Raw genomic sequence first — 18,186 nt, 5'->3', positions numbered from 1 at the left:
ATCAGGGTGCAGACCCGATCATGGTGCAGGGCGCGGACCCGGAACCGGCCGAGCGCGGCATTCGGGCCGTTCGTGTCTCCGATGGGGACCCGAACGGTCCGTTGGTTTTTCGGGTCCGTGTGGTTTACGGGTTCCGATGATTGTCGGTACCCGCCTCTAGACTGGCTGCATGGGGTCCCGGCGGAGTTTCGGGGGAGTCGAGGTGGCGCTGACCAACCTCGACAAGGTGCTGTATCCCGCCACCGGCACCACCAAGGGCGAGGTCATCGACTATTTCACGGCCATCGCCCCGGCTTTGCTGCCGCATATCGCGGGGCGGGCCGTGACGCGCAAGCGCTGGCCGAACGGGGTGGACGAGCCGTCGTTCTTCGAGAAGAACCTGCCCGACCACGCACCGAAGTGGATCGAGCGCCATCGCCTCGAGCATTCCGACCGCACCGTCGTCTATCCGGTGATCGACTCGGTGGCGGGCATGGCGTGGCTGGGGCAGCAGGCGGCCCTGGAAATCCATGTGCCGCAGTGGATATTCGACGGTGACGCGCGCGGCCCCATTACCCGGCTGGTCTTCGACCTGGATCCCGGGCCGGGGGCCGGGCTGCGGCAGTGTGCGCAGGTGGCGCTCATGCTGCGTGATGTGGTGCGCGATGTCGGCCTGGACGCCTTCCCGGTGACCAGCGGCAGCAAGGGCATTCACGTCTACGTCCCGCTCGATCGTCGGTTGAGCGCGGGCGGCGCATCCACCGTGGCCAAACAGGTAGCCACCAATCTGCAACAGCTGTACCCGAATCTGGTTACCGCGAACATGGCCAAGGCGGCGCGCGAGGGCAAGGTGCTGCTCGACTGGAGCCAGAACAATCCGGCCAAGACCACCATCGCCCCGTACTCGCTGCGCGGCCGCGACGAGCCGACCGTCGCCGCACCGCGCACCTGGGACGAGATCGAGAATCGGAAGAAGTTGCGGCACCTACGCTTCGAGGAGGTGCTGGAACGGTGGCGGTCCGACGGCGATCTGATCGCCGCACTGGACGCACCGCTGCCGGAACATCAGCCCGACCGGCTCACCCGCTACCGCTCCATGCGCGACCCGGACCGCACCCCGGAGCCGGTGCCCGCCACTCGTCCCGCGTCCACCGAGGGCAATCGCTATGTGGTGCAACAGCATCGGGCCCGGCGGCTGCACTGGGACGTGCGACTGGAACGGGACGGCGTCCTGGTGTCGTGGGCGGTGCCCAAGGGTCCGCCGACCGACACCCACGAGAACCGCCTCGCCGTGCACACCGAGGACCACCCACTCGAGTACCTGGAGTTCCACGGCACGATTCCCAAGGGCCAGTACGGGGCCGGGGAGATGACCATCTGGGATGCGGGCACCTACGAGACCGAGAAGTGGCGCGACGACGAGGTGATCGTGCGCCTGCACGGTGAGCGGCTGGACGGCCGGTACGCGCTCATCCAGACCAATGGCGATCAGTGGCTCATGCACCTGATGAAGGACCAGCATCCGGAACTCGACCGGCCGGATGGCGACGGCGCGGTGTCGGGCGACGGCGCACGGGTGCTCACGCCGCCCCGGCAACCCGTGCCGCTGCCGCGCGGACTCACGCCCATGCTCGCAACCCCCGGCGACGTCTCCACCTTCGAGGCCGACGAGTGGGCCTTTGAAACCAAGTGGGACGGCTTCCGCCTGATCGCCGAGGTCGACGACGGCGCGGTCACGCTGCGCAGCCGCGCCGGGAATATCGTCACCGGCCGCTATCCGACCATCGCTCGGCTGGGCGCGGAACTGGCCGGGCATTCGATCGTGTTGGACGGCGAGGCGGTGGTTTTCGACGATCACGGCACCGCCAATCTCGGGCTGTTGCGCAACCACGCCGGGCAGGCGGTGTTCGTGGCCTTCGACGTGCTCTACCTGGACGGCACCTCGCTGCTGCGTAAACGCTACGACGATCGCCGCCGGGTGTTGGAGGCGCTGGCCGGGCGGTCGCCCTCGCTGGTGGTGCCGCCGCGCCTGGACGGTTCGGGGGCGCGGGCGCTGCGCTACAGCCAGGAGCACGGAATGGAGGGGGTGGTCGCCAAACGCCGGGATTCGGTGTACCTGCCCGGCAAACGCGGGCAGTCCTGGGTCAAGACGCGCAACTGGCGCACCCTGACGGTGACGGTCGGCGGCTACCGACGCTCGGACGTGCGCCGCTTCGCCTCCCTGCTGGTGGGGGTGGAGCACGAGGGCAGGCTGTACTACCTGGGGCGGGTCGGCACCGGTTTCAGCGAACAGGAGATGAGCGAGCTGGACTCGAAACTGCGCCGCCTGGAACGCAAGACCAGCCCGTTCGACAACGAACTCACCGCCGAGGAGCGCAAGGACGCGGTGTGGGTGACACCCAAGATCACCGGCACCGTGCGGTTCATGAACTGGACCGAGACCGGACGCCTGTGGCACCCGGCCTGGATCCCCGCCTCGGACTGAGCCTTTCGCTCCCAGGCTCAGGCCGACTTCTCGAACAGCGGTGTGAGCGTGTCGATATCGGTGACCACCGCGTGGCCCTGGAATTCGAAGTCGGCCCAGGCCCGATCCATGGCCTCGATGTCACGTCCGCCCACCGCGTCCTTGACGACCACCGGAATGAAGCCGAGATCGGTGGAGTGCGCGACGGTCGGGGCGATGCCGATCTCGAGTGCCACACCGACGATCGCATAGGCCCCGATGCCGAGGTCGCGCAGCGTGGCCGCCAGCGGCGTGCCCTCGAACGCCGACATGGCCGTCTTGTCGAAGACCGTCTCGTCGGCGGTCGGGCGAAGTTGCGGCACCAGTTCGAAGGCCGGGGTGTCGCGTTGCAGGATCGGGTGCACCTCGTCCACGGAATCCACCCGCTGCCAGTTCATGGCCATGCGCAGCGCGAACGTTCCGCTCAGCCGTTTGGGCAGGAACATGTGCCGCAGGAAGATCACCGGGTAGCCGCCGCGCCGGGCGGCCTCGACCACCCGCACCACCCGCTCGATGATCGCGTCACCGTCCGGCAGCTGTGATAGCACCCCGACCTGCATGTCGTAGACGATCACCGCCATCCGCTCGGGTGCGCACAGCTCCTCCAGCGAGTCCGGAATCTCCAGGCTGTTCCCGTATCGCACGCTATCCTCCACTCGCCCAATGCGTTTCGCCCAACCCTACCCGCGAGCGAGCAGCTCCGGGGCAAACTCTCGGCGTCGTGCGCGGGAGCGGAAGGCGCGGCGCGCCCTCGATTCCGCGGTTGCGAGTGCACGCCACCACCGCACCGGCAACACCTGATCCACCGCACACCCACGCCGATCACGCCAGCCGCGCCGACCTGCCGGACGTCCTGCCCGCCGTGGTTGCGGAGGGGCGTGCACGGGATGCCGTGCGGTGGGTCGGGTGCGCAGGGTGCCGCGTCGCCGTGCTGGTGGGTCGGGTGCGCAGGGTGCCGCGTCGCCGTGCTGGTGGGTCGGGTCCACAGGGTGCCGCGTCGCCGTGCTGGTGGGTCGGGTGCACAGGGCGCCGCGTCGCCGTGGTGATGGGGACGGTGCCACCGAAATCGCGGCCGTGCGGTGGCAGCGGTGGTGGGCGGCTGTGCGCGCACGCCACGCCCGGGTCGCGAGACGCGCCGAGGAGCGTCGGACGTCCATTGACCAGGCCGGATGGTCCGCAGTACCTTGAGGTCTCCGATGCGCCGGGAGTAGGTACGGCGCGATCACGGGCCTGATGAAGCTGGAGCGTCGGTGGGATACGACGCTGGAGGCGTAATGCGGCAGGGCGGCGCGCGGATTCGAGGATGCGCGCGGGGCGGCAGGGGCTGGTGGATATTCCTGATCGCGGTGGTGATCGCCTTGGCCGCGGCGGTCGCGCCGCTGGCCAGACCGCAGATTCCGGTGCCGGACGACGATCCGTTCTACGCGCCCCCGGCGAACCTGTCGGCCTACGCCAATGGGGCCGTGCTGGATTCGCGGCCCATCGCGGTGTTCGGGCTGCCGTTGCCGGTGGCCGCCTGGCAGTTGCAGTACCGCAGCACCGATTCGCTGGGCGTCCCGATCGCGAATGTCGCCACGGTCATGCTGCCGCCCGGAGCCTGGACGAATCCCGGTGGGCGTCCGCTGCTGTCGTACCAGATAGCGGAGGACAGCCTCGGCACCAGATGCGCGCCCTCCTACGCCCTGCGCGGCGGCCGCGACTTCTCCATCGTGAACACGCTGCTGGACATTCCGTTCCTGGCCGCCGCGCTGCTCCGCGGCTGGGCCGTGGTGGTCTCGGATTATCAAGGGCCGCAGTCGCGTTTCTTCGACGGGGTGACCTCGGGGCGCGGTGTGCTCGACGGCATCCGGGCGGCCCGCGACTTCGCCCCGCTGGGGCTGACCGCCGACAGCCCGATCGGGGCCTGGGGCTACTCGGGCGGTGCGTTCGCCACCCTCTGGGCCACGCAACTGCGCGCGGCCTATGCGCCCGATGTGTGGCTGCACGGGGTCACGGCGGGCGGGGTGCCCGCGAATATCCCGGCCGTCGCCCGCGGCGTGGACGGCAGCCTCCAGGCCGGACTGGCCCTGCTCATCCTGCTGTCGCTGGCCCGCAACGACCCCGCCTCGGGCCTGATCGACCTGCTCGACGAGCGCGGCCGCGCGGCGCTCGCGCAGGAGTCCGAAGCCTGCGGCGCGGACCTGGTGGTGCGGCACCCGTTCGATCGCGTGGACAATTATTCGGCGGTCCCGAACCTCCTGTCGCACCCGGCCTTCGAGGCCACCGCGCAACCCCAGGAGCTGGGCGGATCCACCCCCGACGTCCCGCTGTACCTCTATCACAGCACCGGAGACGACGTGATCCCCGTGGCCGGATTCACCGCGCTGCGGAATCGCTACTGCGCGGGCGGCGCGACGCTCGTCTCGGTGCACTCGCGGGTGCCCGGCCACAATCCCGCGGCCCTGGTGGAATCCGTGGGCGCGATGAAGTACCTGTCGGACCGATTCGCGGGAATTCCGGCTCCCCGCGAATGCGCGGAGAACTGACGTCGCTCCCGGTGCGTGCGAACCCGGGGCGGGTGTGCGCGGACGGTGCGGGAGCGGGAATGACGCCTGCGCGGAGGATGTGCGAGCCGAATGGCGGATGCGCGGGTTCCCAGGGCGGCGGGCGTGGTGGCCGACGCTGAGGTCCCCCAGATCGACCGGTGCCGGTGCCGTGGTTGGTATGCGGCGAAACGTGCTGCCGGAGCAGGCTCCCGGGCACGTGGCCGGGGGCGGGTACATCCGTGTGGCGCGCAGCCCCCGAGGAGGTCTGAACCGATTGCGATCGGACAGTCCGTGATTGGGCGGACTGTGCCACGGGTGCGCCGGGCCGCACCGAGGGCACAGGGTGGGGCAAGTGCGGAGCCCACCCTGACCGCTCCATCGTTGCTTCCCGACCGCTCCCTGTCCGGGTTCGGTCGGCTAGGGCCCGGCGTCCGGCCGAGTCGGCTCCGTCTCAGTTGGCCCGGCTCAGTTGGCCCGGCTCAGTTGGCTCCGGCGAACTTGCTGGTCCCCGGGGGCGCCATGAGGGTGTTGATCAGGTCGATCCCCGCGATGATAAGCGTCGGTCCACCCACCACGAGGGTGCCGATGATGCCGCCGATGGCCGCCCCCGCGATCACGCTGGCGATCACGGTCGGGCCGCCGACAATGCCGGTGAGTCCGACCGCCGCGCCGAGCGCGGTGCCGATGAACGCCCCGATGGCGGTGGCGATGCCGAACTGGCTGGCGAACGTCTGCTGCGCCAACAGGTTCTCCTTCGGCGAGGCGACCGGCTTGATCCCGGCCGGTCGAGCCGTCGACTCGTCCTTGATCGCCGTCAGCGACAGCGTGGCGCCGTCGGCACTGATGTTGTGCGGCAGCGAGTATTCCGTGCCGTCCTGCTGGAACGCCAGCGGCAGGCTCACCCAGGTGCGCCCGGCATTGTCGTTGATGTTCACCGAATTGCCGGCGAGCTGGAAGGTTCCGTTGGTGAGGCTGGTGACAACGGTATTGCCGACCAGCTTGGCCTCGTATCCGATATCGGGGGCGACGGCGTCGGCCTGCGCGGTCCCCATGGCGCCGGTGCCGATGGCGAGGGCGGTGATTACCGGTGCGGCAACAGCCGTGATCTTGCGGTACATCTGCGGTTGTCCAATCTTCATCAGGTTGTTCTGTCAACGCTGGCCGCACACGCTGAAACTTCCTCACCCCTCGCGCGTGTGCAGCCGTGATGCGAATCGCATCGTGATCCCTCATCCGATCTTCAATCGCCAACGGTAGCGCGCCCCACCGACACGCCGTACGATTTTCGGCCCAGACCGAGGTCGGGAGGCAAAACGCCTGGGCATCAGCGGAATCTGCGCCGCCGGGAAACCCACTCAGAACAGCACGTCGACCAGAATCGCACCGGCGCAGACGACCCCGACGATAGCGAGAGCGTATATATCCCGTCGACCCGGTGTGCTGGGCCGCGCCGTGAGTTCTCCGGTGCCACCGCGCGCGGTGATCGCCTCCCCGAGTTCACCCGCTCGCCGCGTGGACACCGCCAGGGCCGCGGTGAGAATGTCCACCAGCGGATTCGCGGCCCGCTGCAACATTCCGTCGCTCGGACGCAGTTTCCGGGAGGCCCGCAGAATCCGCATCTCCTCCAGCAGCAGCGGCAGCCCGCGCAGCGTCAGCGCCACCACGACCGCCCACTCGTCCACCGGCACCGCGTGCCGCACCCCACGCCGCGTCCACCCGATCCGCCGCAGCGGCGCGCCGAGTTTTGCGAGGGCGGGCGCGATCTCCCCCATGGGTGTGGTCCACGCGATGAGGAAGGACGCGCTCAACAGGATGAGTCCGAATACCGCCACATTGAGATAGCGCAGCACCGCCGCGCTCCCGATGGGGAGATTGATCAGCGCGCCGAGCAGCAGCCCCGCCCAGAACCACCAGGGGAAGCGCGGCAGGGTGCCCAGCGGTAGCCGCGCGGTGAGCCACACCGCGGCCAGGAAGGCCACACAGATCCCCAGCACCGGCCAGGACGGAATGAACATCAGCAGGACGCTGACGGCGAAGGCGGCGATCATCTTGGTACCGGCCCACAGTCGGTGTACCGGGCTCGCCACGGGGACTTCGCGCAGAATTGGGCCGCTCATCGCCATGCCTCCGGCTGGTTCGTCGGATAGGGGTGCTGCGGTGGCGCGGATCGCGTTGGGGGAGAAGGGGGTTCGAGTAGTTTCCCGCCGCTCAGGTGCACGGTGCGGTCGCACAGCACGGCCATGTCGTCGACATCGTGGGAGATGACGATCAGCGTGAGGCCGGAATCCCGCAGTCGCCCGAGCAATTCCACCACATCCGCGCGTCCCTCGGGGTCGAGCCCCGCCAGCGGTTCGTCCAGTACCACCACCTGTGGGCGACTGGCCGCGATGGCCGCCAACACCACCCGTTTCGCCTGTCCGCCACTGAGTTCCTCGATGGAGCGGGTGGCCAGGGCGCGGTCCAACCGCACGGCGTCCAGGGCGCGGCCGATGGCGAGGGTGCCGTGTCCGCCCCAGTCCTCGATCTCCGCGCCGACCGTCTGGCGCTGCAATTGCAGGCGGGAATGCTGAAATGCCAACTGCACGGCCCCGATTCGGCGATGTGTGGGACGGGGGCCGGTGGGCTCGAGTAGGATGCAGGTGCCTTCGGTGGGCACGGTGAGTCCGGCCATGATCCAGGCCAGGGTGGATTTGCCGGATCCGTTGCCGCCCACGATCAGCAACGCCTCGCCGCGGTACACGTCGAGGTCGATTCCGTGCAATGCCGGTGCCTCCCAAGGCGTTCGGCGATTGTAGGTGTGGCGCAGGCCGCGCAGGCGCAGGATGGGTTCGCCGATGGGCCGCCGCCGGGGCTCGCGGACGGGTCGCGGCCAGGCGGGCAGGTGGTCGACGGTGCGGCCGTCGCGCAGATGCACGACGCGATCGGCCATGGCGGCGTCGGCCTCGTGGTGGGTCACCAGCACCACCGCCATGTCATGCCGTTTCGGCAGGTCGGCCAGCAGGGCGACCAGTTCACGTCGGCCGTCGGGGTCGATCATGGCGGTGGCCTCGTCGGCGATCAGCAGGGTGGGGCGGCGCGCCAGGGCGGCGGCCACGGCCAGCCGCTGCTGCTGCCCGCCGGACAGCGTCGCGGTCTCGGCGTCCCCCATGCCGCCGAGTCCGACCTCGGCCAGCAGCCCCTCGATGTCGACGGTGGCGGCGATCTCGGTGGGCAGGCCCCACACCACGTCGTCGGCGGCGAGCACCCCGAGGGTCTGGCTCTCCGGCCGCTGGAGCACCAGTGCGGTGCCGCCGGTGACGCCCAGGCCCGCGGAGCCGGGGCGGGTGACGGTGCCGGAGGTCGGCGGCCGTCCGGCGAGAATCCGGGTGAGCGTGGACTTTCCGGAGCCGTTGTGCCCGACCACCGCCACGAATTCGCCGAGCCGCACGGTGAGGTCGATGTCCGCCAGCGCCGGGGTGCGCGCCCCCGGATAGCGGAACGACACCCGGTGCAGGGCGACCGGCAGCGGTGCCACGGGCCGGTCGTCGGCGGGGGCGTCGAGCAGGTCGCGGCCGGGCAGCCAGGACAGCCGTTCCAGCACCGAGCCGAGCACGTACCAGGAGATGAGACCGCTGGTGATCACACCCGCCAGCACGCCGCCCGCGATCCACGCCCACCACCAGCGCAGCACCGTATCGGTGAGATCGGCGATGGCGTGGCCGAGCGGTGCCAGGGCGGACTCGCTGGCGAGGATCTTCTCCACGCCGGCGGCGGTATTGCGGATAGTGTCGAACACCAGTTGGCGTGCCCGGGAGAACAGCAGCAGCAATCCTACGGAGAACGATGCCCCAGCCAGTCCCGCCAGTGTGGACAGTCCCAGCACCGCGAGCAGTCCGCCGCGCCGCCGTTTCACCACGCCGATGATGCCGCCGATCACCGCGACCGACGCCAGGTTGAGCGCCGGGACGATTCCGGCCGCCACGAAGGTCACCAGGGTGGCCGCGACGGTGGTGGTGCTCAGCGCCCGCACCCGGTGCCGGTATGCGAGCAGTCCCATCGGCACGGCCGCCACCAGTTGCAGTGCGGCGGCGAACGGCACCACCGACCCGACGGTCACCAAACCGACGGTCGCCCCGCCGAGTACCGCACCGGTGGCGAGTTCGATCGGGCGCAGCGGGCCGTGCGGTGCGGAAGCTCCGGGCGAAACAGTCACGCACCCAGTCTGCCGTGTGCGCGGGTGTGCACGTACCGACCGGTGCCCGGCCTGTCCGCAGGGGTCCCCGGGGAGTCGGGTGCATCGGTCCGCGCTGGTGCGGAGTTGTGGGGTACTCCACCGGCCGCGCGGGTTACGGTGCGACCAGGGTGGTGATCGGCCGGGTGGCGATCGACCCACTGTCGCCCGTGCGCGTTTCGGCGTGAACCGGGGTGGCAACCGACACTGTCGGGGCGATACCGCGCGGGTCGGGCCGGGGCTCGTGAGCCGTTCCGGGCGGGCGGGCCGAATTCGTTCGACCGTAGGTGTTGCATTCATGCGCAACTATGCATAGTTTGGACCATCGTGGGACACGATCATTCGCATGGCATCGCGCCGGAGAGCGCGTCGGGCAAGTATCTGAGCCGCCTGGTGATGGCGCTGGGCATCGCGGCCGTCTTCATGCTGGCCGAATTCGTGGTCGCGTTCTGGACCTCGTCGCTGGCGCTGCTCTCCGACGCGGCGCACATGCTGACCGATGTCGTCGGCGTCGGCATGGCGCTGTCGGCGATCCTGCTCGCCAAGCGCAGCCGCCCCACCTACACCCGGACCTTCGGCTACTACCGCGCCGAGGTGCTGGCGGCACTGGCCAACGCCGTCCTGCTGTTCGGCGTGGCGATCTATGTGCTGTACGAGGCCATCGCGCGACTGGGTGAGCCGCCGGAGGTGCCGGGCTGGCCGGTGCTCATCGTGGGCGCGCTGGGCATGGTCGCCAATATCGCGTCGGCGCTGCTGCTGCGCTCGGGCGCGAAGGAGAGCCTGAATGTGCGCGGCGCGTACCTCGAGGTGTTCGCCGACCTCATCGGCTCGGTGGGCGTACTGGTCTCGGCGGCCATCACCCTCACCACCGGCTGGCGCTACGCGGACATGATCATCGGTGTGGCCATCGGCCTGTGGGTGCTGCCCCGCACCTGGGTGCTGGCGCGCCGTTCGCTGCGAATCCTGTTCCAGCACAGCCCCGAGAACCTCGATGTCGAGCAGATCGCCGCCGCCCTGCACGCCGTGCCCGGCGTCGCCGATGTGCACGACCTGCACGTGTGGACGCTGACCTCCGGGATGGAGGTGGCCTCGGCGCACATCACCGTGGCGGGTGGGCACACCGGCGACGACGTGCTGCGCGCCGCCCAGCACGTGCTGGCGCACGACTTCCGCATCGAGCACGCGACCTTGCAGGTCGAGGGCGCGGACTCGGCGCGCCGGTGCGCCGAGCTGTCGTGGTGACGCCGGGCGGTGCGGTCGGCGACTAGCGGACCCGGGTGAGGACATAGTCCTCGGGCCGTACCTTGCGGGTCCGCCGCCGATAGCTGCGCGTCGTCCCCGGCCAGTTGTTGGTGATCTTCCCGGCTTCGTTCCGGTACCAGCTGGTGCAGAAGTTCCACGGTGTCAGGGCCAGGCGCTGCTGCAACGCGATATTGAAGGCGCGTTCGGCCTCCGGTCGCACCTCCAGGGTGCAGCCCGGATGTTCCGCCAACACCTGTATCGCGCCGCGGATGTAGCGGGCCTGCGACTCCTGCATGTAGATGATCGACCCCACGCCGAGATTGGTGTTGGGGCCGTACACCAGGAACAGATTCGGGAACTCCGGCACCGTCATCCCCAGGTAGGCGTGCGCCCCGTCGGCCCACACATCGGCCAGATTCCGCCCACCCCGGCCCCGGATCTTCATGGGCCACAGGAATTCCGTGCCCTTGAATCCGGTGCCGTAGATGATCACGTCGGCGGCGTGCGGAATGCCGTCCTCGGTGCGCACGCCCTCCGGCACGATCTCGGCGATCGGTGTGGTCACCAGCTCCACATTGGGCTGGGTCAGCGCCGGGTAGTAGTCGTTGGAGAACAGCCCCCGCTTGCAGCCGATGGGATAGCCCGGCGTCAGCGCGGCGCGCAGCTCCGGATCCGGCACCTGTTCGGCGAGATGTTTCTCCGCGATCCGCGACACCACCCGCGCGATGCCCGGAAACTCCACCAGTCCGAGCGCCACCGTCTCGCCGATCAGCCACCACGAAACCCGCTCGGCCAGCGGCATTCCCGGAATCCGCCGCAGCACCCGGTGATGCACCGGCGTGTAATCGGTGTCGAACTTCGGCAGCACCCAGGCCGGGGTCCGCTGGAACAGCGTCAGCCGCCGCGCCGCGGGCTGGATCTCCGGAATGTACTGCACCGCACTGGCTCCGGTACCGATGCAGGCCACTCGTTTGCCGTTGAGGTCCACGTCGTGATCCCACAGCGCCGAATGGAACGACTGCCCCGCGAAGGTGTCGATCCCCGGTATCGAGGGCCAGGCGGGCCGCGACAGCTGCCCGACCGCCGATACCAGCACATCGGCGGTGCGAGTCACGCCGTCGCCGGTCCGCACGGTCCAGCGGCCGGTGGTCTCGTCGAACTCGGCCTCGGTCACCTCCGCGCCGAACACGATGGATTCCAGCAGTCCGTGCCGCCGCGCCACCTCCCACATGTAGGCGTGGATATCGCGTCGCCCCGAATAGCGCTGCGGCCAATCCGGTGTGGCCTCGTAGGAGAACGAGTACAGCGGTGACGGCACATCGCACGCCGCTCCCGGGTAGGTGTTCTCGCGCCACACCCCACCCAGATCCTGCGCCTTCTCGAGGATGGTGAATTCGCGAAAGCCATTGCGCTGCAATTCGATCGCCATCCCCAACCCCCCGAATCCGGCGCCGATGATGATCACGGACGGCATTGTGGCGCTCCTCACACTAGGTTGCTCTCCACTCTAGAATCCGCCTTGGCGTGAGCCGATCGAGATCTTCGGCCAACCTGCCCGGAGGGTGCGCACCACGGTGATCTCACCCACGGTCGATCCCCCACCCGGGGGGTTGACCGGTACGCTGAGCGCACGCGGCGGTGGGGCTCGCCGCTTCGGGCCGACCGGTTCCGAACAACCGTGGATTCCACCAACAGTCCCTACCCCAGAAGCACCCCTGCGGTGATGGAGTAGGAGACGCCTGTGTCCAGTGAGCTGACCGTCCACGACGCGATCGACCCCGATGTCGACATCCGTGCACCCGAGCAGCGCCGCGAACTCTCCCGCTCCCACGGCGCGATCCTGGCCGTGATCTCCCTGGGCGGCGGGATCGGCGCACTGGCCCGCTACACACTCGCGCAGATCTGGCCCACCGCACCGGGCGGCTTCCCGTGGGCGACCTTCGCCGCCAATGTCCTCGGCTGCTTCCTCATCGGCGTCCTCATGGTCGCCATCACCGAGATCCGGCCCGCCCACCCGCTGCTGCGCCCCTTCCTCGGGGTCGGCGTCCTCGGTGGGTTCACCACCTTCTCCACCTACGCCGACGACACCCGCGCCCTGCTCACCCCGGAAACGGTCCCGACCGCCATCGCCTACCTCGCCCTGACCCTGCTCTGCGCACTGGCCGCCACGGCCACGGCCGTCGCACTGACCCGCCGGGCCCACCGCATCACCCGTCGACAGCAGGTGGCCCCGTGACCCCGCTGCTGGTCGTCCTCGGCGCCATGCTCGGCGCACCCCTGCGCTACCTCATCGACCGCGCCGTCCAATCCCGCCACGCCACCGCCCTCCCCTGGGGCACCGCGACGGTCAACCTCACCGGCTGCCTACTCCTGGGCGCCCTCACCGCCGCCGCCCTCTCCACCCCCTGGACCGCCTTCCTGTCCACCGGCCTGTGCGGCGCCCTCACCACCTACAGCACCTTCACCTACGAAACCCTCCGCCTCACCGAAACCCGCGCCTACCGCCACGCGGCCCTCACGATCGTCGTCAATGTCGCGACCGGCCTGGGCGCGACCATGCTCGGCTACGCCGTCGCCGATGCCCTCCTCGCGTGACCTGCCCGAGACTGGTTCTGATTGAGACTTTCGGCCACAATGCTCGGATGGGCGCGGTGCAGGAGCCGGAGATTCGGGACTGGGACTTTCCACGGGGAGTCGCCAGTGCGGCCTTGATGGTGGGGTATGCCCGGGAACGGGGGGTGGGGGAGGAGTTGATGCTGCGCGGGACCGGGTTGACCGCGGCGACCTTGGCGGATCCGGACCTGCAGATCGACGCGCGGACCGAACTGGCGGTGGTGCGGAATCTGGTGCGGGAGCTGGGGGACGAGCCGCTGCTCGGGGTGGATGTGGGGCGGCGGTATCGGATCACCACGTTCGGGATCTTCGGGTTCGCCTGCGTCAGCAGTCCGACCCTGGGCGAGGCGATCTCGTTCGCGCTGCGGTATCTGGAGTTGAGCTTCACTTTCTGCATTCCGGTGGCGCGGTGGCGGCCCGGTGAGTTCGTCGCCCGGGTCCACGACGAGCGGGTGCCCGCGGATGTGCGGCGGTTTCTGGTGCAGCGGGATGTCACCGCCATGCATCAGATGCTCTGCGATCTGCTGGGGCGCAAGGTCGCCCTGGTGCGGGCGGAGTTCGACTTCCCGGCACCCGCGGGCGCCGAGCTGATCACCGAGATCTACGGAGTGACACCGGCGTACGAGCAGCCGCACAACCTGTTCGCACTGGATCCGGTGGAACTGGAACAGCCGCTGCCGCAGGCCAACGAGTCCACCTGGGCCATGTGCCTGGCGCAGTGCCGGGATCTGGTGTCGCGGCGGCGCGCCCGCACCGGTATCGCCGCCGAGGTGCGGGAGCGGCTGGTGCCGCGCGGCGGGGCGGACGGATTCGCCGCGCCGCCCGGAATCGACTCCGTGGCAAAAGATCTCAATATGAGCACCCGGACGCTGCGCCGACATCTGGATGCGGCGGGCACCAGCTACCGGGCGCTGCTGGACGAGGTCAGAAGGGCCTTGGCGGAGGAGATGCTCACCGCGACACCGTTGTCGGTGAGCGATGTGGCGATCCGCCTGGGCTACGCGGAGGCCTCCACCTTCATCCACGCCTTCAAGCGCTGGACCGGTACGACGCCGTCGGCCTACCGCCGCAACCGGGTCACTCCGCTGGTTCGGTGAGCCCGCCGCCCAGGGGTACCGGCCGCAGCGAGGTCAGCAGGCGGCGGTCCTCGATGGCGTGGAAGTACAGCGAGGGTTCCGGCGCGAAGTCGATCGGCACCTGACCGGGGACGCCGACCTCCCATTCACACCCGATGAAGGAGGACACGCTCGGCGCGATCGCCAACTGCTTGCCGGCGAACAGCGTCTGCACCGGCACGTGCGCGTGCCCGGTGAACACGCCCACGATGCGGTCGTCCCCGGCGACGATCTCGGCCAGCCGTTCCGGGTTGGTGAGCGGAATCGGGTCCACCACCGTGGATTTGATCGGCACCGGCGGATGGTGCATGGCGATGACCACGGTGTCGTCCGCGGGCGTGGCGGCGAGCAGATTCTCCAGCCACGCGTACGTCTCGTCCGCGAGCAGCCCCTCGCTCTTGCCGGGAATGCTGGAGTCGAGCAGCGCCACGGTCAGCGCCTTGACGCGGTGCACCTGGTTGATGGGCTGGTAGCCGGGGGCCGCGCCGAACAGGATCTCGCGCATGGTGCCCCGGTCGTCGTGATTGCCGGGCAGCAGCAGCACCGGCACATCGGCACTCCGGAACACGGCGCGCGCCTGCTCGTACTCTTCGGCACTGCCTTCGTCGGCGATGTCACCGGAGACGAGAATGGCGTCGGGGCGTGTCGGCAGCTCGGCGAGGAAGGCCATGACCCGTTCGGCGCGGTCGCTGTTGCGGCCTCCGCCATTGAAGTGGGTGTCACTGAGATGTGCCAACAGAACCATCGGCATTCGCTTTCTGTTCCTGGATCGCGCCATTGCGCCCGATGTGCCGCGGGAGGCACGTTTTCCAGCGTAGTTGACCCGGTTTCCCCAGGTCTCGGTGAGCCTCGACAACGCTTATAGGTGTCTGCTATCGGCTGGTCGTGGAGCTATTCCGGGGCCAACAGCGCCTCGGGATCGGCGATGACGGGTGCGCCGTCGACCGTCCAGAAATCCGCGCCGGGCCGGGCGCGCAGATCCAGCACCGGCGGGGTGCGCCAGTCGGCGTCCAGCCGCAGCCGCCACGAGTGCAGATGGGTGCGCGGGTGCGTCCCCGACCGGTCGAACAGCGGATCGCCCACGATGGGATGCCCGATCCACGCCAGATGCACCCGGATCTGATGCCGCCGCCCCGTGACCGGTCGCAACGCCAGTACCGTGTGCTCATCGGTCACGGCGAGCGTGGTGAACTCGGTGACCGAGGGATAGTTCTTGCCCGCCAGCACATCCGCGGCATCGACAATCCAGGTGTCCGCGTCACATCGAATGCTCTCGCGTGGCGCGGCGATCCGCACCCGGTTCTTGCGCCCGACGCTCAACGGCAGGTCGATGACCCCGTGCTCGGGCAGGCCGGTGGTCGCGGTGATCGCCAGGTACGCCTTCGCCGCGGTGCGCTTGGTGAACTGCCGGGTGAGCTGCCCGTGCGCCTGCAAGTCCTTGGCCAGCAGCACCAGTCCCGAGGTCACCTTGTCGATCCGGTGCACCGGGTACAGTTTCTCCCCCTGGGCCGCCGCCAGTTCCACCATGTCGGTGTCGTGCCGCTCCCCGGTCACCGAGATCCCGGCGGGCTTGTTCAGCGCGAGCACCGCGTCGTCCTCCGTGACCAGACACCGTTCCCGCAGCTGAGCCCACTCCACATCCACGCGGGACAGCGTAGGCGAGCCCGGATCGCGGCGGCGGGACGCCCGCCCGCCGGGTCAGGCCACCGCCTTCTCGAGTTCGGCCAGGCCGCTTTCCAGGTGTTCGGGCAGTCGGTCCAGGTGGGGGATGCGGCGGCAGCCGACGATGCCGAAATCGAGGTTGTCGCCATTGGTGTTGAGGGTGATGTTCATGGCCTGGCTCTCGAAGGGGATCGAGAGCGGGTAGTTGGCGTCGAGGCGCGCGCCCTGGAAGTACACGGGAGTGCGCGGACCCGGGACATTGGAGATCACCAGATTGAACGGCATCCGGGGCAGGGCGTCGAAGCCGGGGAGCAGGGAGACGCCGAGCGGCGCCATCAGCAGGGCCGACAGCGCGATGGCCTCCAACTGTGGGAGCTGGGTGAAGATCTGCTTGGCGTCGCGCATGGAGGTGCTGATGGTTTCCAGGCGGGCGACCGGGTCCGCGATATTCGTGCCGAGGTTGCACAGGCAGGCGGCCACGATATTGCCGTCGGTCTCGGCCTCGGTGCGGATGTTCACCGGCACCATGGCGATGAGTGGTTGGTCGGGCAGCGCGTCGTGGTCCATGAGGTATTCGCGCAGCGCGGCGGAGCTCATGGCCAGTACCACGTCGTTGACCGTGGCGCCGGTGGCGGTGCGTACCGCGTTGATCCGCTCCATCGGCCACGACCGCACCGCGATCCGGCGCGCTCCGCCGATCGGCACGTTGAACATGGTGGGCGGCGCGGTCATGGGCAGTTCCAGGCGGCCGTCGAGCACGCCGCGCAGCGGGCCCACGGCGGCGCGGGCGCTGGATACCGTGCGGGGCAACGCCTTTCGTAGTTGCTGCCATGGGCTCACGGGTTCGGTGTGCGGTCGGGCCGGAGCGCCCATGGTCCACGGCACCCGCAGTTCGGTATCGAGCGGATCGTCGGTGAGGGTGCGCTGCAGCAGGCGCATGGCGGAGACGCCGTCGATGAGGGCGTGGTGGATCTTGATGTAGACGGCGAAGCGGCCGTCGTCGAGCCCCTCGATGAGCCGCGCCTCCCAGAGCGGGCGGTGCCGGTCCAGCAGTTGGCCGTGCAGGCGGGCGGTCAGGTCCAGCAGTTCGGACATGCCGCCGGGTGCGGGCAGGGCCGAGCGTCGCAGGTGGTAGCTCAGGTCCACCTCGTCGGCCTGATGCCAGGACACGCTGGAGAATCCGCCGAACAGCCCGCGGCTGGGGTGGCGGCGGAAGCGGGTGCGCACGTCGGTGGCCGAGGTCATCCGGCGGAAGACGTCACGGGTGAAGGTCGGCCCGGCGTCGGCGGGCGGTTCGAACAGCTGTAGGCCGCCCACGTGCATGGGGTGCTCACGGGATTCGATGCCCAGGAAGATCGCGTCAATGGGGTTGAGAAGATCCATGTGTCATCGCCTGTGCCGGTGGGGCAGATGCTGCCCAGGTATATACGGTTCGGCGACACTGCCCCCCGCTGCGTATCAGTGAACGAGGCTATCACGGTACTTGATTCGTCATAGCCGCTTCACCCGTGATCAAACCTGGTCCGGGCGTGTCGGGGACGCGGCCGGCGTTCGCCCGCGCGGTGCGTTCCCGCTCCGGATCCCCGCGCGCCGCGAAGCTCATGCTGACGATGGTGCGGTGGCCGTGCTCGAAGGGGTACACGCGGTGCAGGGTGCTGGCGGTGCGCATGAAATACAGATCGCCGGGCCGCAATTCCCAGGAGCGAATGGGATTTCGCGTGAGCGTGCGGTGAATGTCCTCGCGATAGTGGGAGCGGCGGGTGTGTGCCACGGTCTGGACGAATCCGCCGTCGGCCAGCGGTGGACATTCCACCACCAGTACGAAGGCGAAAGAGTAGTCGTCCCAATGCCATTGGCAGGGCGCGTCGTGATGCCGCCGGACGATCGCGTAGCGGGTCACGTCCGGGTGGGGCAGCACCGTCTCGGCCGCCACCACGGAAAGGTTGTGCCGCAACGCATCACAGTCGTAGAGCCGTGGAATCAACACGGCGTGCGCGTCGATGGTCCACGGTGGGATGTCGATGCCGTGCGATGGCGGTGCGGACTCGATCGGCAGCTGCTCGCCCCATTGTCGATGATGTTCGACGAGGGCCAGCGCCTCTGCCGCCAGTGCCCGCTTGACGCGATGAGGCAGCAGAAATCCCAGACGCGCGATTCCGGTTTCGGCGAGCCGGTTGCGCGAATGCAGAAGTGCGTCCGGATCCACTCCGAGCAGATGACGGCGTGCCGCCTCCAGTGTGCTGTGCACGAATCCAATGGTAATTCCTTGCCCGACAAGGAATATGAGAAATTCCCGTGACCTTCTGTATCGAGACGCGCCCGATATCGCCGGGCCGC

At 69.2% G+C, this 18,186-nt stretch carries 15 protein-coding genes; 6 read left to right on the top strand and 9 right to left on the bottom strand.

Annotated features, from left to right (window positions below):
- The first annotated feature begins 169 nt into the window (after nt 1-169).
- The gene (locus QJS31_RS12895) at nt 170-2,464 is read left to right on the top strand and encodes an ATP-dependent DNA ligase (RefSeq protein ID WP_306356809.1); all 2,295 of its coding nucleotides are present in this window, start codon (nt 170-172) and stop codon (nt 2,462-2,464) included.
- Between the two features lie 17 nt (nt 2,465-2,481).
- On the opposite strand, the gene QJS31_RS12890 is transcribed toward QJS31_RS12895, so the two are convergent.
- On the bottom strand, nt 2,482-3,126 hold the full coding sequence (locus QJS31_RS12890; protein ID WP_282777244.1) for a cysteine hydrolase family protein: 645 nt from the start codon (nt 3,124-3,126) through the stop codon (nt 2,482-2,484).
- 606 nt (nt 3,127-3,732) lie between these two features.
- Here QJS31_RS12890 and QJS31_RS12885 point away from each other — a divergent pair.
- Nucleotides 3,733-5,007 (top strand): lipase family protein, encoded by a 1,275-nt coding sequence (locus QJS31_RS12885; protein WP_282777242.1) that lies wholly within the window; start codon nt 3,733-3,735, stop codon nt 5,005-5,007.
- Nucleotides 5,008-5,486: 479 nt separating this feature from the next.
- On the opposite strand, the gene QJS31_RS12880 is transcribed toward QJS31_RS12885, so the two are convergent.
- The 3 genes from QJS31_RS12880 to QJS31_RS12870 form a co-directional block, all read right to left on the bottom strand.
- The gene (locus QJS31_RS12880; RefSeq protein WP_282777240.1) at nt 5,487-6,146 is read right to left on the bottom strand and encodes an ammonium transporter; all 660 of its coding nucleotides are present in this window, start codon (nt 6,144-6,146) and stop codon (nt 5,487-5,489) included.
- A 216-nt stretch (nt 6,147-6,362) separates the two neighbouring features.
- Nucleotides 6,363-7,124 carry an energy-coupling factor transporter transmembrane protein EcfT gene (locus QJS31_RS12875; RefSeq protein ID WP_282777238.1) on the bottom strand — a complete coding sequence of 254 codons (762 nt, stop codon included), beginning with the start codon at nt 7,122-7,124 and terminating at the stop codon, nt 6,363-6,365.
- Nucleotides 7,121-9,199, bottom strand: coding sequence for an ATP-binding cassette domain-containing protein (locus tag QJS31_RS12870; protein ID WP_282777236.1), 2,079 nt, complete (start codon nt 9,197-9,199; stop codon nt 7,121-7,123). The genes QJS31_RS12875 and QJS31_RS12870 overlap by 4 nt, the downstream gene beginning before the upstream one ends.
- Before the next feature lie 345 nt (nt 9,200-9,544).
- Between QJS31_RS12870 and QJS31_RS12865 the strand changes: the two genes are divergently transcribed.
- Complete coding sequence (locus QJS31_RS12865; RefSeq protein ID WP_282777232.1) at nt 9,545-10,459, top strand: cation diffusion facilitator family transporter; 915 nt, start codon at nt 9,545-9,547, stop codon at nt 10,457-10,459.
- A 22-nt stretch (nt 10,460-10,481) separates the two neighbouring features.
- On the opposite strand, the gene QJS31_RS12860 is transcribed toward QJS31_RS12865, so the two are convergent.
- Entirely contained in the window at nt 10,482-11,933 is a 1,452-nt protein-coding gene (locus QJS31_RS12860) for an NAD(P)/FAD-dependent oxidoreductase (protein ID WP_306356808.1), read from the bottom strand.
- A 267-nt stretch (nt 11,934-12,200) separates the two neighbouring features.
- On the opposite strand from QJS31_RS12860, the gene crcB (QJS31_RS12855) reads away from it, so the two are divergent.
- From crcB (QJS31_RS12855) to QJS31_RS12845, 3 genes are read left to right on the top strand one after another with little or no spacing between them, the layout of a single operon-like run.
- A complete protein-coding gene (gene crcB / locus QJS31_RS12855) occupies nt 12,201-12,695 on the top strand; it encodes a fluoride efflux transporter CrcB (protein WP_282777230.1) in 495 nt (164 codons plus the stop codon).
- Nucleotides 12,692-13,054 (top strand): fluoride efflux transporter CrcB, encoded by a 363-nt coding sequence (gene crcB / locus QJS31_RS12850; protein ID WP_282777228.1) that lies wholly within the window; start codon nt 12,692-12,694, stop codon nt 13,052-13,054. Before crcB (QJS31_RS12855) ends, crcB (QJS31_RS12850) begins: the two co-directional genes overlap by 4 nt.
- Before the next feature lie 47 nt (nt 13,055-13,101).
- A complete protein-coding gene (locus QJS31_RS12845; RefSeq protein WP_282777226.1) occupies nt 13,102-14,169 on the top strand; it encodes an AraC family transcriptional regulator in 1,068 nt (355 codons plus the stop codon).
- On the opposite strand, the gene QJS31_RS12840 is transcribed toward QJS31_RS12845, so the two are convergent.
- From QJS31_RS12840 to QJS31_RS12825, 4 genes are all read right to left on the bottom strand, one after another.
- Entirely contained in the window at nt 14,150-14,938 is a 789-nt protein-coding gene (locus QJS31_RS12840; RefSeq protein ID WP_306356807.1) for a phosphodiesterase, read from the bottom strand. The genes QJS31_RS12845 and QJS31_RS12840 overlap by 20 nt on opposite strands.
- A 140-nt stretch (nt 14,939-15,078) precedes the next feature.
- Nucleotides 15,079-15,831: an RluA family pseudouridine synthase gene (locus QJS31_RS12835; RefSeq protein ID WP_306356806.1), complete on the bottom strand. Its 753-nt coding sequence runs from the start codon at nt 15,829-15,831 to the stop codon at nt 15,079-15,081.
- A gap of 54 nt (nt 15,832-15,885) precedes the next feature.
- Nucleotides 15,886-17,232, bottom strand: coding sequence for a wax ester/triacylglycerol synthase family O-acyltransferase (locus QJS31_RS12830; protein ID WP_143982888.1), 1,347 nt, complete (start codon nt 17,230-17,232; stop codon nt 15,886-15,888).
- 91 nt (nt 17,233-17,323) lie between these two features.
- The gene (locus tag QJS31_RS12825) at nt 17,324-18,097 is read right to left on the bottom strand and encodes a hypothetical protein (RefSeq protein WP_306356805.1); all 774 of its coding nucleotides are present in this window, start codon (nt 18,095-18,097) and stop codon (nt 17,324-17,326) included.
- Nucleotides 18,098-18,186: the final 89 nt, after the last annotated feature.

The organism is Nocardia sp. CC213A (assembly GCF_030766805.1).
GTDB lineage: Bacteria > Actinomycetota > Actinomycetes > Mycobacteriales > Mycobacteriaceae > Nocardia > Nocardia otitidiscaviarum.
This window is presented reverse-complemented; position numbering and strand designations above follow the sequence as displayed.